Annotated in this window: 17 protein-coding genes and 1 rRNA gene (1 of these 18 cut by a window edge); all 18 read left to right on the top strand. The window is 44.6% G+C overall.

The window, feature by feature from the left end; all coding sequences use genetic code 11:
- Nucleotides 1-52: 52 nt before the first annotated feature.
- The gene (gene ftsH, locus VZF35_RS14625; RefSeq protein ID WP_407305882.1) at nt 53-1,957 is read left to right on the top strand and encodes an ATP-dependent zinc metalloprotease FtsH; all 1,905 of its coding nucleotides are present in this window, start codon (nt 53-55) and stop codon (nt 1,955-1,957) included.
- Between the two features lie 27 nt (nt 1,958-1,984).
- The gene (gene ndk / locus VZF35_RS14620; RefSeq protein WP_407305880.1) at nt 1,985-2,434 is read left to right on the top strand and encodes a nucleoside-diphosphate kinase; all 450 of its coding nucleotides are present in this window, start codon (nt 1,985-1,987) and stop codon (nt 2,432-2,434) included.
- A 165-nt stretch (nt 2,435-2,599) separates the two neighbouring features.
- Nucleotides 2,600-3,310: a DUF881 domain-containing protein gene (locus VZF35_RS14615; RefSeq protein WP_407305878.1), complete on the top strand. Its 711-nt coding sequence runs from the start codon at nt 2,600-2,602 to the stop codon at nt 3,308-3,310.
- The gene (locus tag VZF35_RS14610) at nt 3,310-4,011 is read left to right on the top strand and encodes a DUF881 domain-containing protein (RefSeq protein WP_407305876.1); all 702 of its coding nucleotides are present in this window, start codon (nt 3,310-3,312) and stop codon (nt 4,009-4,011) included. The genes VZF35_RS14615 and VZF35_RS14610 overlap by 1 nt, the downstream gene beginning before the upstream one ends.
- A 221-nt stretch (nt 4,012-4,232) precedes the next feature.
- Entirely contained in the window at nt 4,233-4,715 is a 483-nt protein-coding gene (locus tag VZF35_RS14605) for an HD domain-containing protein (protein ID WP_407305874.1), read from the top strand.
- A gap of 16 nt (nt 4,716-4,731) precedes the next feature.
- Nucleotides 4,732-5,946, top strand: coding sequence for a dihydropteroate synthase (folP, locus tag VZF35_RS14600; RefSeq protein ID WP_407305872.1), 1,215 nt, complete (start codon nt 4,732-4,734; stop codon nt 5,944-5,946).
- Nucleotides 5,933-6,310, top strand: coding sequence for a dihydroneopterin aldolase (gene folB / locus VZF35_RS14595; protein WP_407305870.1), 378 nt, complete (start codon nt 5,933-5,935; stop codon nt 6,308-6,310). The genes folP and folB overlap by 14 nt, the downstream gene beginning before the upstream one ends.
- Nucleotides 6,307-6,768, top strand: a complete 462-nt coding sequence (gene folK, locus VZF35_RS14590; RefSeq protein ID WP_407305868.1) for a 2-amino-4-hydroxy-6-hydroxymethyldihydropteridine diphosphokinase — start codon at nt 6,307-6,309, stop codon at nt 6,766-6,768. The genes folB and folK overlap by 4 nt, the downstream gene beginning before the upstream one ends.
- Nucleotides 6,769-7,015: 247 nt before the next feature.
- Complete coding sequence (locus tag VZF35_RS14585) at nt 7,016-7,882, top strand: Rossmann-like and DUF2520 domain-containing protein (protein ID WP_407305866.1); 867 nt, start codon at nt 7,016-7,018, stop codon at nt 7,880-7,882.
- A gap of 106 nt (nt 7,883-7,988) precedes the next feature.
- On the top strand, nt 7,989-8,846 hold the full coding sequence (gene panC, locus VZF35_RS14580) for a pantoate--beta-alanine ligase (protein WP_407305864.1): 858 nt from the start codon (nt 7,989-7,991) through the stop codon (nt 8,844-8,846).
- The gene (gene panD / locus VZF35_RS14575) at nt 8,839-9,222 is read left to right on the top strand and encodes an aspartate 1-decarboxylase (RefSeq protein WP_407305862.1); all 384 of its coding nucleotides are present in this window, start codon (nt 8,839-8,841) and stop codon (nt 9,220-9,222) included. The genes panC and panD overlap by 8 nt, the downstream gene beginning before the upstream one ends.
- A gap of 134 nt (nt 9,223-9,356) precedes the next feature.
- A complete protein-coding gene (locus VZF35_RS14570) occupies nt 9,357-10,337 on the top strand; it encodes a biotin--[acetyl-CoA-carboxylase] ligase (protein WP_407305860.1) in 981 nt (326 codons plus the stop codon).
- 100 nt (nt 10,338-10,437) lie between these two features.
- A complete protein-coding gene (locus VZF35_RS14565) occupies nt 10,438-10,980 on the top strand; it encodes a biotin transporter BioY (protein WP_407305858.1) in 543 nt (180 codons plus the stop codon).
- Between the two features lie 29 nt (nt 10,981-11,009).
- Nucleotides 11,010-11,777, top strand: coding sequence for a type III pantothenate kinase (locus tag VZF35_RS14560; protein ID WP_407305856.1), 768 nt, complete (start codon nt 11,010-11,012; stop codon nt 11,775-11,777).
- 17 nt (nt 11,778-11,794) lie between these two features.
- The gene (dusB, locus tag VZF35_RS14555) at nt 11,795-12,760 is read left to right on the top strand and encodes a tRNA dihydrouridine synthase DusB (RefSeq protein ID WP_407305854.1); all 966 of its coding nucleotides are present in this window, start codon (nt 11,795-11,797) and stop codon (nt 12,758-12,760) included.
- Nucleotides 12,761-12,980: 220 nt separating this feature from the next.
- Nucleotides 12,981-13,451 carry a transcription elongation factor GreA gene (gene greA / locus VZF35_RS14550; RefSeq protein WP_308892584.1) on the top strand — a complete coding sequence of 157 codons (471 nt, stop codon included), beginning with the start codon at nt 12,981-12,983 and terminating at the stop codon, nt 13,449-13,451.
- A gap of 271 nt (nt 13,452-13,722) precedes the next feature.
- Complete coding sequence (gene lysS, locus VZF35_RS14545; protein WP_407305852.1) at nt 13,723-15,216, top strand: lysine--tRNA ligase; 1,494 nt, start codon at nt 13,723-13,725, stop codon at nt 15,214-15,216.
- A gap of 502 nt (nt 15,217-15,718) precedes the next feature.
- A 16S ribosomal RNA gene (locus tag VZF35_RS14540) occupies nt 15,719-16,904 on the top strand; it runs 380 nt beyond the window's last position.

Genomic DNA, 16,904 nt, shown 5'->3' with positions numbered 1-16,904 from the left:
GGAATTGCTTAGTGTAATGAGGCGATTTGCCAACTAGAGAGGAGGACCATATTTGAAGGTCTTTAAGAACGCAACAATTTATGTGCTAATCATTCTTATGGCAATTGTGTTGATTAAATGGTCGGCCCCTCCCGTGAACAAAGACGTGGGAATGGACTACAACTCGTTCAAAAGAGCAGTTGTGGAAAACCAAGTTAAAGATGTTTCGGGTATCATAGAAAACAATACGATTAAGTACACAGTCACCTTAAAAGACGATACTACGCACGAAGTGATTGGTCTGGCAAGCGATCCGCAGCTCACAGCAGATTTATTAGCTCATGGGCTTCCCTTAAAATTATCGGTGCCGCCGGAGTCACCTTGGTGGGTTGGGCTGTTATCCACACTCCTCCCGACTCTTATCATCGTAGGCTTATTCTTCTTTATGATGCAGCAAAGTCAGGGCGGCGGTAATCGTGTCATGCAGTTTGGAAAAAGTAAGGCGCGGCTTGTCGGTGAAGATAAGAAAAAAGTAACCTTTGCGGATGTTGCTGGTGCAGACGAAGTGAAAGAGGAGCTTCAGGAAGTCGTTGAATTTTTGAAGTTTCCCAAAAAATTCAATGAGCTGGGAGCTAAGATCCCCACAGGAGTTTTATTATTTGGCCCTCCCGGAACAGGTAAAACGCTCCTTGCGCGTGCAGTTTCAGGAGAAGCAGGTGTACCTTTTTTTAGTATTAGCGGTTCGGATTTTGTAGAGATGTTTGTTGGTGTTGGTGCTTCTCGGGTCCGGGATTTGTTTGAACAGGCTAAAAAAAGCGCGCCATGTATTGTGTTCATCGATGAAATTGATGCCGTTGGACGACAACGGGGCGCTGGTCTGGGCGGCGGTCATGACGAGCGGGAACAAACGTTAAACCAACTTCTTGTAGAGATGGATGGTTTTAACGGTAACGATGGTGTGATTATTATTGCGGCTACGAACAGGGCGGATGTCCTTGATCCTGCACTGTTGCGTCCAGGCCGCTTTGACCGGCAAGTGATTGTCGATGTGCCAGATGTTAAAGGGCGCGAAGAGATCTTGAAAGTTCATGCAAAGGGTAAGCCTATTACTAAAGAGGTTGATCTGGAGGTCATCGCGCGCCGAACCGCCGGATTTACAGGGGCAGATATTGCTAACTTAATTAACGAAGCAGCTCTTCTTTCCGCCCGAAGAGGAGAAACTCAAATTCGGCAGCAAACTATGGAAGAATCGATTGAACGCGTCATTGCCGGTCCGGAGAAGAAAACACGCGTGATCAGTCCTTTTGAAAGGAAACTCGTGTCTTATCATGAAGCAGGGCATGCTCTGCTTGGAGAACTGCTGACTCATACAGATCCCTTGCACAAGGTTTCAATTATCCCGCGCGGCAGAGCCGGAGGATATACCCTTCTTCTTCCTAAAGAAGATCGTAATTATATGACAAAGTCTCAACTTCTGGATCAAGTCACCATGCTGTTAGGTGGACGAGTCTCTGAATCTGTGGTACTTCATGAAATTAGTACCGGGGCATCTAACGACTTAGAGCGGGCTACCGGTATTGTCCGCAAAATGATTACCGAATTGGGAATGTCTGAGGAATTAGGTCCCCTGACGTTTGGACATAAAGAGGAACAGGTCTTTTTAGGCAGGGATATTTCACGTGACCGGAGCTATAGTGATACTGTGGCTTATGCGATTGACAAAGAGGCCCGCCGGATTATTGACGATTGCTATCAGAAAGCACAAACTTTGATTCGGCAAAATCTTGATAAGCTCCATGCCATTGCTGAAGCCTTAATGGAGAAAGAGACGCTGGACGTTAATAGCTTTGCTGCCTTAATGGCTAAATTTGACAAGCCGGTCAGTGAAGAAACTCAGGATTTAACCGTCAATTTGGATAAAAAGGAAGAACATTCGTCAACTCAAGCCCTTGAAGAGGAATTAAACAAGATTGAATAGAGATCACTGATGAGGGGAGATTTACGTATGGAAAAAACGTTTTTAATGCTTAAACCGGATGCAGTTCAGCGTGGGCTAGTCGGAAAAATCATTGCTCATTTTGAAGATAAAGGATTTAAGCTTGTTGGTCTTAAACTGGTTCAAGTGGACCGTTCTTTAGCTGAAGCCCATTATGCAGAACATAAAGGTAAGGGGTTTTTTGAACCCACTGTTGCCTATATTATGTCTTCTCCCGTAGTGGCAATGGTTTGGCAGGGAAAGAATGTTGTGACTTTAGCCAGAGAATTGATGGGGGCAACAAACCCTGCCAATGCTAATCCTGGTTCGATTCGAGGAAAATTTGGCATGGATATTAGCCGCAACGTGATCCACGGATCAGATTCCGTAGCGAGTGCGGAACGAGAGATCGCCTTATATTTTAAACCCGAAGAGCTTGCCGATTATGCCAAAGCTGGCGAAGAATGGCTAAGCGAATAAGAAGAAACTTGGCGGGCGCCCGAAGACACTGCTTGGCACTTGTTGTCTAGCGTAAGCAATGCCTAGTTGCGCTTATGTCCCAAAGATTTAGACTTTTGATATTTAAATTAAGGACGCCCTCAGGGGTGTCCTTTTTAAAAATTCGGCCTTTTGGAGGTGTCAAGAATGCAGTTGGAGAAAAGAGAACGGTCTTTATTAGGGTTAGGGTCAGTGTTGATTGGTTTTCTCTTTGTCATGTTGTTCAAAGCTCAAGGGGCTGCTGGTAATCAGACCTTTCACCAAGAGACAGCTGTACCGAGTTTGGTTCAAACAGAGCAAGAAAATCAACAAATTTCTGACGAAAATGACAAACTGCAACAAGAATTAGCTAAATATGCTCAAGGGCAAAGCGCTGCGACATTGGCTAATCAACAACTTCAAGAAGCAGAAATGAATGCGGGTGTCGTGGCTGTAGAGGGTCCGGGGATACGTATAACCCTTGATGATTCGAAACGTGTAGCTCAAGGGCAAGATGACCCCAATAGCTATTTCATCCATGAACAGTATATCCGAGAAATTTTTAACGCGCTTTGGAATGGTGGAGCGGAAGCCATTGCCGTTAACGGGCAGCGGGTAACGACAAATACGGAGGTCTTTTGCGGGGGGTCGTTTATTCAAATTAACAGTACTCGCCAGATGCCCCCTTATGTTATTGAGGCAATCGGGGATAAAAATAATTTGACAGCGGCGCTCAAATTTTATGGATGGGATAAATTAGGTGACTTTCAACAACAATATGGAATTACACGTAAACTTGAGATTATAGAGAAGGCGACGATCCCTGCGGGGACCTTGCGAGAGTATCACTACGCTCAACCTGTCAAGGAGGGAACATAATGCAGCGCTGGAAAAGAAGTTTAGCATTACCTGTTACGTTGGTGGCCATCGCTCTTGGTTTCCTAATATCGTTACAGGTTCAAACTCAAAAAAATGTTTCTGCTGCCGAACAAATTAGTGCTGAGCGCTTAAATCAAATGAATTCTGTATTGGCAAATTCCCAAGCCCAAAATGCCAAGCTTCAGGAAACACATCGTAATTTAGTAGAACAGTTGGATGCCGCAAGGAAAAGAGTGGGAACAGATCCCCAATTACTTGAACAATTAAAACAGCTTCAAATTCTCGAGGGGACTCAAGCGGTAGAAGGACCTGGAATACAGATTAGTATTGACGACCGAAGCAAAAAAGTACTCTTTCCTTTGAGCACGGATGATATCGCCCGCATGATTAATACCTTGAAGTTTGCAGGAGCTGAAGCGATAAGCTTAAATGGTCAGCGGATTGTGAGCACTACGGCGGTCGTACTTAGTGGAAATTCTACGATTTTAGTAAACCAAGTGCCTATTAATCGAGCAGAAGGGATTCCTTATGAGCTGGACGCCATTGGAGATCAAGATACTCTTTTTGATTATTTCTCCAAATTAGAGGCTCCTGCTCTAAAACAGAATGGCCAGACCGTAAGCATTACTCGAAAAACCTTGAGCATTCCCTCATTTAAGGGGGCTTATACCTATAAATATGCTAAACCTGTAGTCCCCTAACGATATCCGAATCTTAAGATTTCTTCGATTTTTAAGAAGGGAATTTGCTTGGTATATCGAATTAAAGATATTATTGGGATAATTCGATCAAAGGTGAGGTACCATTAGAGATGGTGCAAGCGAAAGCAAGGCCTTGGGTGATACCCAAGGCTTTCTTTACATTCAAGAGAAGATTACAAAATCAGGTTTCAGACGGGGAGTGAGTCACCATTCTACATTCAATGGCTCGCATAAATAAGCTGGTAGATCATGAAGATTATATCTCTTACCTGGCGATGATTGATCAGTTGGAAAAGAAACGTTATTTTTGTAAGCATGGTTTTGAACACGGTCTGAATGTCGCGCGTATTACCTATGCCTATATTTTGGAACAAGGGGTCATGGTTATCTCTAAAGAAGCAGTTTATGCAGCTGCTTTCCTTCATGATATAGGACGGTGGGTAGAATATCAGACTGGAGAGGATCATGCCGAAGCGAGTGCCAGACTGGCGCTTCCTTTACTCAAAGCCTGCGAGTTCAATTCTGAGGAAATAGATTTAATTTTAAGAGGAATACGTGAACATCGTCAGCACTCAGCTGAGAATCTAAGCTTGCTGGGTAAAGCTTTGGTTTTAGCGGATGATTGGGCCAGAAATTGTCGTAACTGCTTGGCTCAAGACCAGTGTTACAAGTTTAACCATGCTATGCGGCAGATCATGTATTAATTAGGAGGGCAATGTAATGCAAAAATATGGTATGCGCTGGGTTGCTTTAGATAATTTAATTGAAGCTAGAAAGGCCTTAACTGAAATTGGCGCTGACCCCGGGGGAATTGCCCATATGGCTGGCAAAGGATTAGGTCGGGGGATAAAATTGGAGCAAGTACCTTTGCGTGTTGCTCATATTCTCAAACAGGAGATGCTTTCGCTGGGTGGAGATGCAGCAGTGCATCGAGATGTGATCATAAACAAGGTTGAAACTACCGATGTCATGCTGTTGGGTACGGTTCGGCAGCTTGAGCATCTCTCTGCTAAAGTTTTAGCTCAGCCCTTTGGTTTAAAGCAACTTGGTCATGACTTGAAAAAGTTACTTTTCTCCCTTGAACCTCCGAAGTCCCGAATTTTGACTTGTCGAGGGAAGGATTTGCGACTTGGCGAACGAACGTTGATTATGGGAATATTGAATATAACGCCGGACTCCTTTTCGGATGGAGGAAGATTTTTCAGCATCAATGATGCTATAGCTCAAGCGGAACGGATGGTTGAAGAAGGGGCAGATATTCTGGATATAGGGGCGGAATCTACAAGACCAGGACATTTTGAGGTTAGTGCTGAGGAAGAATGGCAGCGTTTGGAACCTATTGTGAAAGCCCTGTCAGAACGTGTCAGCGTACCCCTCTCAATTGATACGTATAAAGCAGGTGTGGCAGCTAAGGCGCTTGAAGCTGGAGCACATATCATCAATGATATATGGGGGTTGCAAAAAGATCCTGACATGGCTGGGGTCGTCGGTCAATACAGTGCACCCGTTATTGTTATGCATAATCAGAATGGAACAGCGTATCACCATTTAATGGGGGATATTCTTACTTTTTTAAGACAGAGTATTGAATTGGCTGAAGCCCAAGGTTTGGTTGGGGATCAGATCATAGTAGATCCTGGAATCGGATTTGGGAAAACAACGGAGCAAAATCTTGAAGTGATGTCTCGATTAGCAGAATTTAAGTCTTTAGGGCATCCTGTGCTGTTAGGAACATCTCGCAAATCGATGATTGGAAAAACACTAAACCTAAACGTGGAGGATCGTTTGGAAGGAACCTTGACGACAAGCGTTCTGGGGGTGACGGCCGGAGTGGATATCATACGTGTTCATGATGTTCAAGAGAATCGCAGGGCTGTGCAAATGGCAGACGCCATTGTACGGGAGCAGAGAGGAGTACATTATGTCGGGGCATGATGTTATTCACCTGCGCGGACTTGAGTTTTATGCTTATCATGGAGCCCTGCCGGAAGAACAAGTGCTTGGGCAAAAGTTTGTTATCGACATGGACCTTTATGCCGACTTGAGTCGGGCGGGTATTTCAGACCAAGTCAAGGATACCATCCATTATGGTGAAGTATACCAGGTCATAAAGACATGTGTTAGGAATGATAAGCATCAGCTGATAGAACATCTGGCAGAAAAAATTGCCCAAACTGTTTTGAAACAGTTTGCATGTACCTCTGTTAGATTGGAGGTACATAAGCCGCAAGCTCCTATTGCAGGTATCTTTCGAGACATTTCTGTGGAGATATGGCGTGAGCCAGGTGGAAAGTCATGAGAGCATTTTTAGGTTTGGGCAGTAATCTAGGGGATCGCGCATATTATTTGAGCGAGGCTGTTGCAGCTTTGCAACGTCCAACAATAACCATTGCCTCTGTTTCGGGAATATACGAAACAGAACCTTGGGGAGTTCAGGAGCAGCCTATGTATTGGAATCAAGTGATAGAGGTTGAGACATCTCTTGCTTCGCTGGATCTGCTTCATATTTGCCAGGAGATTGAACAACAGTTAGGCCGAGTCCGCAAAGAACATTGGGGTTCGAGAACGATTGACATTGATCTACTTATTTACGATAATGAGGTGAGTGAATCCGACGAATTAACGTTACCTCACCCGTATCTGGAAAATCGAGAGTTTGTGCTTGCACCATTGCGTGAGATCGCCCCGGATCTTATTTTACCTTCGGGACGATCAATTAATGAAGTTTTTGGAGAAGGTAAGGTTTTGCCTTTGTAATGGATAGGAATCAGTCACCGAGTTGACAGACGATATCGTAAGAGTTGTACTGTCTCAGGTGAATATACCTAATCGTACTCAAATAATACTATCGGACATAGTACCGCTTGGATCACAAGACCGAGACGGAGGGTTGAGGAAGGGCCTTCACGTTCGTGGAGGCATTTTTTATTGGATATCTTCCCAAAGATAGGGTTCTAAACAGTACAAGAAATACTAAGATGTTTTTCTTAAGTGGAGGTCGAAAATGAAGTTTGGAATAATAGGAGCTGGGATCGTAGGCACTGCTTTAGCGGTTCGCTTAGAAGAAGCTGGGCATGAATGTATTGGGGTCCATACTCGGAGCCGCCTCTCATATGAGCGCTTTTGCCAGTACTTAGTTAAAGAACATCTTACCTTGGATGCACTCGTCTCGTCAGCGGATGGACTGTTTATAACTACACAGGATGACATGATTCGAGAAGTTGCCGAAAGTCTTAGCCTTAAGCCCCTAATTAAACCGGCACAAGTATGGATTCACTGCTCAGGGTCCCTTCCTTCGAATGTTTTGCGCATCAGAAATGATTTATCCGTGCGTTGTCTTTCCTTACATCCTCTGCAGGCGTTTGCCAGCGTTGAGAAAGCCTTGGCGATTCTGCCTGGGACACATTTTGGGATTGAAGGAGACGATCAAGAATTCGGAGAAGGAATCGTGAAGGATCTAGGAGGGATTCCCCATCACATATTAGCGTCTCAAAAGTCGCTATACCATGCAGGAGCTGTCGTAGCTTCAAACTATTTAGTGGTTCTCGCTTCTTTGGCTGTGGAACTTTTTGCTGAAGCTGGGATTGAAGGAACGGAAGCTTTGGCTTCCTTGCTTCCTCTAATGAGAGGGACACTTTATAATCTGGAGCAGGTGGGGCTTCCTCAGGCTTTGACTGGGCCGGTTGCGCGCGGAGATGCACAAGTTGTCCGAGGACATCTGGAACATATGCCCTCGAAACTTATAGAGATTTATCAGGGATTAGGACTAAAAGCCTTAGAGCTTGGACAAAACAAGAAAGCTCAGCAGGGATTAATCTATTCGCCAGAGGAGTTAAATAGGCTGAAATCATTGCTTAGCAAGTTTATATAGATCCAAAGGGCTGCGTTAACTTTAAGGGAGATAAATGAGTAATCCTTGGAACTTTACTTGGAGCACGTATAGGACTTAATTGAAGTAAAGAAAGGTGGAATAAAATTTGCAAAGGACTGCTAATATTTCTGAACTCCGCAAAATAATTGAAGAGGAGAAAAAGCTAGGCAGAGCTGTCGCCCTCGTCCCCACTATGGGGTACCTGCACAGGGGGCATTTAACGCTCATAGAGAACGCCAAAAAGACGGGAGCTTTCGTTGTAGTGAGCATTTTTGTCAATCCGTTACAATTTGGTCCCAATGAAGACTACGCTCGCTATCCAAGAGATTTGGAGCGAGATGCTCGTTTGATAGAAGAAGTTGGAGTTGATCTTTTATTTCAACCAACCGTAGAGGAAATGTACCCTCATCCGATGGTTACGTTCGTTGAAGTGAGTCAACTTGACAAGGTGTTATGTGGGGCGAACCGTCCGGGACATTTTCGTGGCGTAACCACCGTGGTAAGTAAATTGTTTCATATTGTCCAGCCGGACTTGGCTTTCTTTGGACAAAAGGATTATCAGCAATACTTGATTATTCGGCGTATGGTCAGTGATTTAAATCTGCCGATTGAGGTTCGAGGGGTACCGATTGTTCGGGAAGAGGATGGCTTGGCCTTAAGTTCACGCAATGTCTTTTTATCGCCGGACCAACGTCAAGAGGCTTTGATTCTATCTCAGAGTCTCAGGGAGGCTGAGACTCTGATCCAAAAGGGTGAGCGCTCGGCACGAGGGATTGAAGACTTTGTTCGAAACAAGATCACTCAAGAAAGCCAAGGAGTTATTGATTACATAGAAGTACGGAACGCGGATGACTTGTCAGATGTCGTTGAAATCAAAGGCCCGGTGCTGATAGCCCTCGCCGTTAAATTTGGCCCAACACGTTTGATTGATAATAAAGTGGTGGAGGTTGAACCTGATGTATAGAATGATGATGAAATCTAAAATTCATAGAGCGCTCGTAACGGAAGCTAATTTACAATATGTGGGGAGTATAACGATTGATTCCGCGCTGATGGAACAAGCGGATATCTTGCCTAATGAGAAGGTCCAGATTGTAAATAATAACAATGGAGCTAGGTTTGAAACTTATGTTATTCCTGGTGAACCTCATTCGGGAGTAATCTGTCTTAATGGCGCAGCAGCTCGTCAAGTACAAATTGGAGATCAAGTCATCATTATTTCCTATGCAGTACTTACAGATGAGGCTGCTCACTCATACAAGCCAAAGGTTATCTTTGTCAATGAAAATAATCAAGCGACAAAGATTGGGAGCGAAGAAGTTCACGGACAAAGATCATGATATAACTACGAGAGAAGTTATCACTATAGGAAGATGGTCATAGTTTGCGAGGGTGGGGATATGGACTATACTACTAAAGAAGAGCTGTTTCAGAATCTAGCTCTTAACAAGATCATGTTGGGAGAGAAATCTTAATGGCACGTCAGGATATACTTCATCTCCTCACCGCTCTGCCTGGAGAGTACGTGTCGGGTGAAAAAATCAGTCAACAATTAAATGTAACTAGGGCCTCTGTTTGGAAACAAATTAAATTGTTGAAAGAAGAAGGATTTGAAATCGAGGCCCATACCAATAAGGGGTATTGTATAATCAAGACTCCCCTTTCTTTGAATGAATGGGTTATTAAGCAAATGTTAAGTACTTTCTCGCTTGGACATTCTATCATTCTCCAAGATGAACTGCCATCAACCAATATTAAGGCCAAAGAATTGGCTCGTGAGGGTGGAAGCCATGGCGAAGTCATTTTGGCCAGACGCCAGCGGGCCGGACGAGGACGAATGCAAAGGGGGTGGGAGTCTCCCGAAGGTGGACTGTGGATGTCTGTAATTCTTCGCCCCAAGTTGTCCTTAGCAGATGCCTCCAAGGTAACCCTCGCAGCTAGTGTGGCTATCGTGGATGCCCTGGCGGAACTTTATCAATTACAGGTCGGGATTAAGTGGCCTAATGACCTTATTTATAATGGACATAAACTCGCAGGAATACTCGGAGAAGTTGTAGGTGAATGGAACAGTGTTCAAACGTTGATTTTAGGTATGGGCATTAATGCAAATTTTCCTCGTGAGAAATTGAGCATGGCCACAAAACCTACAACTCTACGAGACATTTTAGGTTATGAAGTCGATCTAAATAAGTTAACTGCTACAATCTTGAGGCACTTAGAGAATCAAGTCGCAGACTTGGAAAAGAATTTGTTTGAGGAGTTATGTTTTAATTGGACGGCACGAGCCGTAGGGTTAGGTTCAGAGGTGAAGGTCCTAAGGGGAGAGCAAATCTTTCATGGAATATTTCATGGGATCTCTCCAGACGGAGAATTGCTTCTGAGCACAGAGCAGGGAATGGAGCGCTTTTCGGCCGGTGAGGTTCAGCTGCGCTCTAAATCCGGTCAATATTTCTAGATAACATTTGGAACCATAAAGGTTGTAAACGCATTGCAAGTTAAGTGCTCTTATTGTAAACTCATATTAATAAAAAAGTTTACAATGGAGGATGAGATTTATGGACGTTCGTAAATTGGCCATGTCATCAGTTTTAGCGGCTTTAATGTGTTTAACTGGTATGCTGGTTCACTGGGCACCTGCTTTAATCCCTTTCAGTGTCCTACCCGTGTTTGTCTACCTTTCCGGACTTATTCTTGGAGCAGAATATGCCGCAATGGCCATGTTGGTGTACTTAGCTTTAGGTTTATTTGGACTACCAGTTTTTGCTTCGGCTCCATTTGGGGGATTTGGCTATATTTTGAAGCCGACATTCGGATTTTTGTTGGGTTATGTCGGAGCTGCTTATGCTGTAGGGCGTATTTATCGTGAAGGAAGTCTCTGGCGAGCGATCCTGGGAGTATTATGTGGACTTGTCATTCTGTATCTCTTTGGGTTAAGCTATCTCTATATGATTTTGCATTGGGTATTACATCAATCAACGAGCGTGGCAGGTGTTTTGATGATTGGTTTTGTCCCCTTGCTATTTTTAGGAGATTTGATTAAGGCCGGTATTGCGGTATGGGTTGGACAAGAAGTCGTACGTCGGCGTCAGGCAACCTAAGAATTCGCCGAGGCTAAAGGAGCGGTAGTATGATTCTGTTATTTGATGTAGGTAATACAAACATTGTGCTAGGGGTTTATGACGAAAGGACTCTGACTCATCATTGGAGAGTATCGACGGATAAATCCCGCACAGTTGATGAGTATGCGGTTGTCGTTAAAAATCTTTTTGACTTTAGCGGCTTAACATTCCAGGCGATCAGTGCCGTTGTTATTTCATCGGTAGTCCCTCCCGTGATGCCCACGTTAGAAACTCTTGCTCGAAAGTATTTTGGCGTAGAGCCTCTTGTTGTGGGCCCCGGTGTTAAGACAGGCATGCCAATTGTTTATGACAACCCTAGAGAGGTCGGAGCTGACCGCATTGTGAATGCTGTGGCTGCCTATTCAAAATACGGTGGACCCCTCGTAATCGTGGATTTTGGCACGGCGACCACGTTTTGTGTCGTTTCCAAACGTGGGGAATATTTAGGAGGGGCGATAGCTCCGGGAATTGGGATATCGACTGAGGCACTGTTTTTGCGGGCCTCGAAACTGCCTCGGATTGAAATGGTTAAACCTACTGCAGTTATTGCTAAAAATACGGTTGCCGGAATGCAATCTGGAATATACTATGGTTTCACAGGACAAGTGGATGGGATTGTCAAACGTATGAAAGAGGAATTAGGACCGGAGACGAAAGTGGTAGCGACCGGTGGGTTGGCGAAGATGATCTCGCAAGAATCTGAAACGATTGAAACAGTTGATCCGTTTTTAACCCTTGAGGGATTGTTGCTGATCTATGAACGTAATCGGAAATAATTAAACGAGGAATTGGCATGAAGTTAGGAAATTACGACCTTGAAGTTCCTGTGTTTTTGGCTCCCTTAGCGGGGGTAACAGATAAAGCCTTTCGAGAAACTGTATGTGCTCTCGGCGGAAAGTCTGTCTGGACAGAAATGATTAGTGATAAGGCTTTAACGTATCACAATTCAAAGACTTTGAGTATGCTAGATCTAAGTGGGGAAGCTGAACCTAGGATTGTACAGCTTTTTGGGTCTGAGCCGAAAACAATAGCTCAGGCAGCGTTGCTTGCCCTAGAATCTGGCGCAAACGCTATTGATATAAATATGGGCTGCCCCACTCCAAAGATTATTAAGAATGGCGAAGGCTCGGCCTTGCTAAGGGATCTTCCCCGGGCACAAGCTATTGCTGAAGCGGTAGTGAAAGCTGTCAACATTCCAGTTACCGTAAAGATTCGCCTCGGTTGGAATAATGATGAGATTGTGGCTCCGGAGCTTGCTCGTCGCCTTGAAACGGCAGGCGTTCAAATGCTTACCCTTCATGCCCGAACCCGAGAACAATTTTACTCGGGACAGGCTGACTGGGCCTGGATTCGTAAAGTAAAGAATGAAGTATCAATTCCTGTCATTGGAAACGGGGATATTTTTGTCCCTGAAGATGCTCGTAAGATGATCGAGCAAACAGGATGCGATGGGGTCATGATTGGGCGTGGAGCGCTGGGGAATCCGTGGCTTATTCCGCGTACCCAGTATTTCCTAAAGCATGGCACAATATTACCAGAACCATCGATCGAAGAACGTTTTTCTGTCGCCATGCAACATTTTGATCGAGTATTGCGCTACAAGGGTGAGCGTATCGGTCTTAACGAAATGAGAAAACATGCTGTTTGGTATATCAAAGGAGTTCGTAATGCCGCACAACTTAGGGATGTGATTATGCAAACAAGATCCCCTAAGGAAATGCGAGCTGTTATGGCTCGAATATTACCGAATAAAGAATAGATTTTGTCGAAGAGAGAAAAACTATGGAAACATTGCTCGCTAAGTGGAAAAGCGGTATCCTTGACAATATTTTGCAAGGTCCTTATAATAACGAGTAATGTAATTGGGGAATTACTCAAGGAGTTCCTAGATTTAAATGAAGTACGCTAAAGGGCTGTTAGAAAGTGCATGATACTATAAATAGCACAATGCGTAGGACGAGAAAAGGGAGCGAGAAACTATGCCTGAAAAAGAAGTCATTCTGACCTTAGAAGGCCTCAAAAAACTTGAGGAAGAGTTAGAACTGTCAAAAACCGTGAAACGTCGTGAAGTTGCCTTGCGGATTAAGCAAGCTATTGACTTTGGAGATATTAGTGAAAACTCTGAGTACGATGATGCTAAGAATGATCAGGCTTTCATAGAAGGCCGGATTATTACTCTGGAGAAAATGCTCAGAAACGCACGGGTTATTGATGAGGTTGAGGGAACTGACGTTGTAACTTTGGGTGCTAAGGTACTTCTGAAAGACGTTGACTTTGGAGATGAAGAAGAGTACTATATCGTTGGTTCTGCGGAAGCAGATCCTGGTACCAATAAGATCTCAAATGAGTCTCCTGTAGGAAAAGCAGTTCTGGGTCAGACAAAGGGATCGATCGTGGAGGTAAATGTTCCCGCAGGGATTCTCCACTATCAGATCTTGGACATTAAGTAGGTTTTAGTGCTGGGGACTGGGCGTTAAGTTGCCAACAACCAGGACAAATAGGATTTTTGGAGAGTGCAGTGCTTCTGCTAAGGGTAACCAGAATGCAGATACTGCACTTTGTTTATTGGGCTTGATTCCGACATAATATGGGAGATTTTACAAGATTTGACCTACAATGATATTTGGGCGTACGGTTTAATAGAATCTTGATTCTTCTTGTTTAGCTGCGTCCATATTTGGTAAAATTGATAAGATAAGAGTAAATGATGGAGGAATTAAGATGGATAATACTAGCGACCTTTGGCAGATTCGTTTAGAAAAGCTTGACCTTTTACGTCAAGCCGATCTTGAACCCTATGCGGATCGTTATGTTCGTACCCATAAGGCGCAGGATGTTCTGGATCATTTTGAAGAGCTAGAAGGCCAAGAGGTCAATGTTGCCGGTCGGATCATGAGCAAACGGGATCAGGGAAAAGTTATTTTTGTTCATGTTCAAGACTTCAGTGGACGAATCCAAATTTACATTCGTAAGGATGATTTAGGCCAGACTCTCTTTGACTTAATTTCTAAATTTGATGTAGGAGATATCATTGGGGCTGAAGGAATGGTCTTCCGGACAAAACGAGGGGAAATCTCTATTCATGCCCGAATGGTCAAGTTGCTTTCCAAGGCGATGAGGCCCCTTCCGGAAAAGTTTCATGGTCTTACGAATGTAGAAACACGGTATCGTCAACGATATTTGGATTTAGTGATGAATCCGGATGTCCGCCAAGTTTTTGTTATGCGGAGCAAGATTATTCGCTGCATGAGGGAGTTTCTTGAGGCGAGAGAGTTTCTTGAAGTTGAGACTCCTACCCTTCATAGCATACCGGGTGGAGCAGCAGCTCGTCCCTTTATCACACATCACAATACTCTTGACATTGACTTGTATTTAAGGATTGCCCTTGAGCTGCCTTTGAAGCGTCTCATTGTTGGTGGTTTTGAGAAAGTCTTTGAAATCGGTCGAACGTTTAGGAATGAAGGAATTTCGATTAAACATAATCCAGAGTTCACCATGATGGAGCTCTATCAAGCTTATGCCAATTATGAAGACATTATGGAGCTAACTGAAGAAATGGTCTCTCACATTGTCAAGAAGGTACATGGTAAAACAGAGATCACCTATCAAGGGCAGCAAATAGAATTCAAAACCCCTTGGCGCAGGCTTCCGATGTTGGAGGGCATTCTCGAGTATTCAGGTGTCGATTTCCGTGAAATCGATACGGATGATCAAGCACGCCAGATAGCGAAAGAAAAGGGAATTCAAGTTACGGAGGATACGTCGCGGGGAAAAATTATTAATGAGTTTTTTGAAGCGTTTGTCGAACCTAATTTGATCCAACCGACGTTTATTACGGGGCACCCAGTTGAGATTTCCCCGCTGGCTAAGCGAAACGCCGAACATCCGGAATATACTGATCGGTTTGAAGCGTTCATATTCGGACGCGAGCTTGCCAATGCATTCTCAGAGTTAAACGATCCCATTGATCAGCGACAACGTTTTGAAGCACAAGCAGCAGAAAGGGCTAAGGGAGATGACGAGGCCCATATCCTAGATGAAGATTTTGTGCAAGCATTGGAATACGGACTCCCGCCAACTGGAGGACTAGGGATAGGGATCGACCGATTGGTTATGTTATTAACAGATTCTGCGTCTATTAGAGATGTAATCCTTTTCCCAACCATGCGCCCCAGAGACGAGAATGTTCAAGACGAGGACGACGACAAGGAATAATACTTTTTAGGCAACTCGAATTGGGGTAGGTTATAATCGCTTGAGACAAGAGTCTGACTTATGGGTTAGACTCTTGTCTTTTTTTAGAAGGAATGTTAGTTAAAGTTCGGAGAGTAGTTAGTCAAAAAGAATATAAATAATGATAATAGTACTTATATGGAGTATTTAGGAGTATAATGGATGATCCTTACTATAAACACTGCAATATATTGATATAGGCTATTTGAGTTGTAGGCTCTTGTCATGGTATAGTACTAAATGTTCGCTCGACAAAATCATAGTCTCAGTTTGACTAAAGATTTTGTTGTAGGAGGAATTGATAAAAATAGTTCTTGACTAAGAAAATAGTCGGTGCTATAATGTAAACCTGGTCCGAACAACGAGTACATCCATGGTCTTTGAAAACTAAACAACAAGGACAGCCAATGAGAGGAACTCGCAAGAGTTCCACAAAGAAATCAAGAGCAAGATATCAACTTCAAACAAAGAAGTAGAGATAACTTTTTTGGAGAGTTTGATCCTGGCTCAGGACGAACGCTGGCGGCGTGCCTAACACATGCAAGTCGAACGGAGAATTCAATAAGTTTACTTAGAGAATTTTTAGTGGCGGACGGGTGAGTAACGCGTGGGTAACCTACCCAACAAACCGGGACAACCCTTGGAAACGAGGGCTAATACCGGATACGCTTAAGCTTTGGCATCAAAGCATAAGGAAAGATGGCCTCTGAAGATGCTATCGATGATGGATGGACCCGCGTCTGATTAGCTGGTTGGTGGGGTAAAGGCCTACCAAGGCGACGATCAGTAGCCGGCCTGAGAGGGTGAACGGCCACACTGGGACTGAGACACGGCCCAGACTCCTACGGGAGGCAGCAGTGGGGAATCTTCCGCAATGGACGAAAGTCTGACGGAGCAACGCCGCGTGTATGATGAAGGTCTTCGGATTGTAAAGTACTGTCTTTAGGGAAGAACGGTCTTCTTGAAAATATTGAGGGGACATGACGGTACCTAAGGAGGAAGCCCCGGCTAACTACGTGCCAGCAGCCGCGGTAATACGTAGGGGGCGAGCGTTGTCCGGAATTATTGGGCGTAAAGGGCGCGTAGGCGGGTATTTAAGTCCGGTGTGAAAGATCAGGGCTCAACCCTGAGAGTGCATCGGAAACTGGGTATCTTGAGGACAGGAGAGGAAAGTGGAATTCCACGTGTAGCGGTGAAATGCGTAGATATGTGGAGGAACACCAGTGGCGAAGGCGACTTTCTGGACTGTAACTGACGCTGAGGCGCGAAAGCGTGGGGAGCAAACAGGATTAGATACCCTGGTAGTCCACGCCGTAAACGATGAGTGCTAGGTGTAGAGGGTATCGACCCCTTCTGTGCCGGAGTTAACACAATAAGCACTCCGCCTGGGGAGTACGGCCGCAAGGTTGAAACTCAAAGGAATTGACGGGGGCCCGCACAAGCGGTGGAGCATGTGGTTTAATTCGACGCAACGCGAAGAACCTTACCAGGGCTTGACATCCTCTGAATCTCTTGGAAACAAGGGAGTGCCCTTCGGGGAGCAGAGAGACAGGTGGTGCATGGTTGTCGTCAGCTCGTGTCGTGAGATGTTGGGTTAAGTCCCGCAACGAGCGCAACCCCTGTATTTAGTTGCTAACACGTAGTGGTGAGCACTCTAGATAGACTGCCGG

The sequence above is a fragment of the Desulfosporosinus paludis genome (genome assembly GCF_045689965.1).
In the GTDB taxonomy this organism is placed as follows: domain Bacteria; phylum Bacillota; class Desulfitobacteriia; order Desulfitobacteriales; family Desulfitobacteriaceae; genus Desulfosporosinus; species Desulfosporosinus paludis.
This window is presented reverse-complemented; position numbering and strand designations above follow the sequence as displayed.

Bases quoted from the DNA above. Each gene is read 5' to 3' on its own strand.
- ndk (WP_407305880.1), top strand. From the start codon at position 1,985: ATGGAAAAAACGTTTTTAATGCTTAAACCGGATGCAGTTCAGCGTGGG.
- VZF35_RS14615 (WP_407305878.1), top strand. From the start codon at position 2,600: ATGCAGTTGGAGAAAAGAGAACGGTCTTTATTAGGGTTAGGGTCAGTG.
- VZF35_RS14610 (WP_407305876.1), top strand. From the start codon at position 3,310: ATGCAGCGCTGGAAAAGAAGTTTAGCATTACCTGTTACGTTGGTGGCC.
- VZF35_RS14605 (WP_407305874.1), top strand. From the start codon at position 4,233: ATGGCTCGCATAAATAAGCTGGTAGATCATGAAGATTATATCTCTTAC.
- folP (WP_407305872.1), top strand. From the start codon at position 4,732: ATGCAAAAATATGGTATGCGCTGGGTTGCTTTAGATAATTTAATTGAA.
- folB (WP_407305870.1), top strand. From the start codon at position 5,933: ATGTCGGGGCATGATGTTATTCACCTGCGCGGACTTGAGTTTTATGCT.
- folK (WP_407305868.1), top strand. From the start codon at position 6,307: ATGAGAGCATTTTTAGGTTTGGGCAGTAATCTAGGGGATCGCGCATAT.
- VZF35_RS14585 (WP_407305866.1), top strand. From the start codon at position 7,016: ATGAAGTTTGGAATAATAGGAGCTGGGATCGTAGGCACTGCTTTAGCG.
- panD (WP_407305862.1), top strand. From the start codon at position 8,839: ATGTATAGAATGATGATGAAATCTAAAATTCATAGAGCGCTCGTAACG.
- VZF35_RS14570 (WP_407305860.1), top strand. From the start codon at position 9,357: ATGGCACGTCAGGATATACTTCATCTCCTCACCGCTCTGCCTGGAGAG.
- VZF35_RS14565 (WP_407305858.1), top strand. From the start codon at position 10,438: ATGGACGTTCGTAAATTGGCCATGTCATCAGTTTTAGCGGCTTTAATG.
- VZF35_RS14560 (WP_407305856.1), top strand. From the start codon at position 11,010: ATGATTCTGTTATTTGATGTAGGTAATACAAACATTGTGCTAGGGGTT.
- dusB (WP_407305854.1), top strand. From the start codon at position 11,795: ATGAAGTTAGGAAATTACGACCTTGAAGTTCCTGTGTTTTTGGCTCCC.
- greA (WP_308892584.1), top strand. From the start codon at position 12,981: ATGCCTGAAAAAGAAGTCATTCTGACCTTAGAAGGCCTCAAAAAACTT.
- lysS (WP_407305852.1), top strand. From the start codon at position 13,723: ATGGATAATACTAGCGACCTTTGGCAGATTCGTTTAGAAAAGCTTGAC.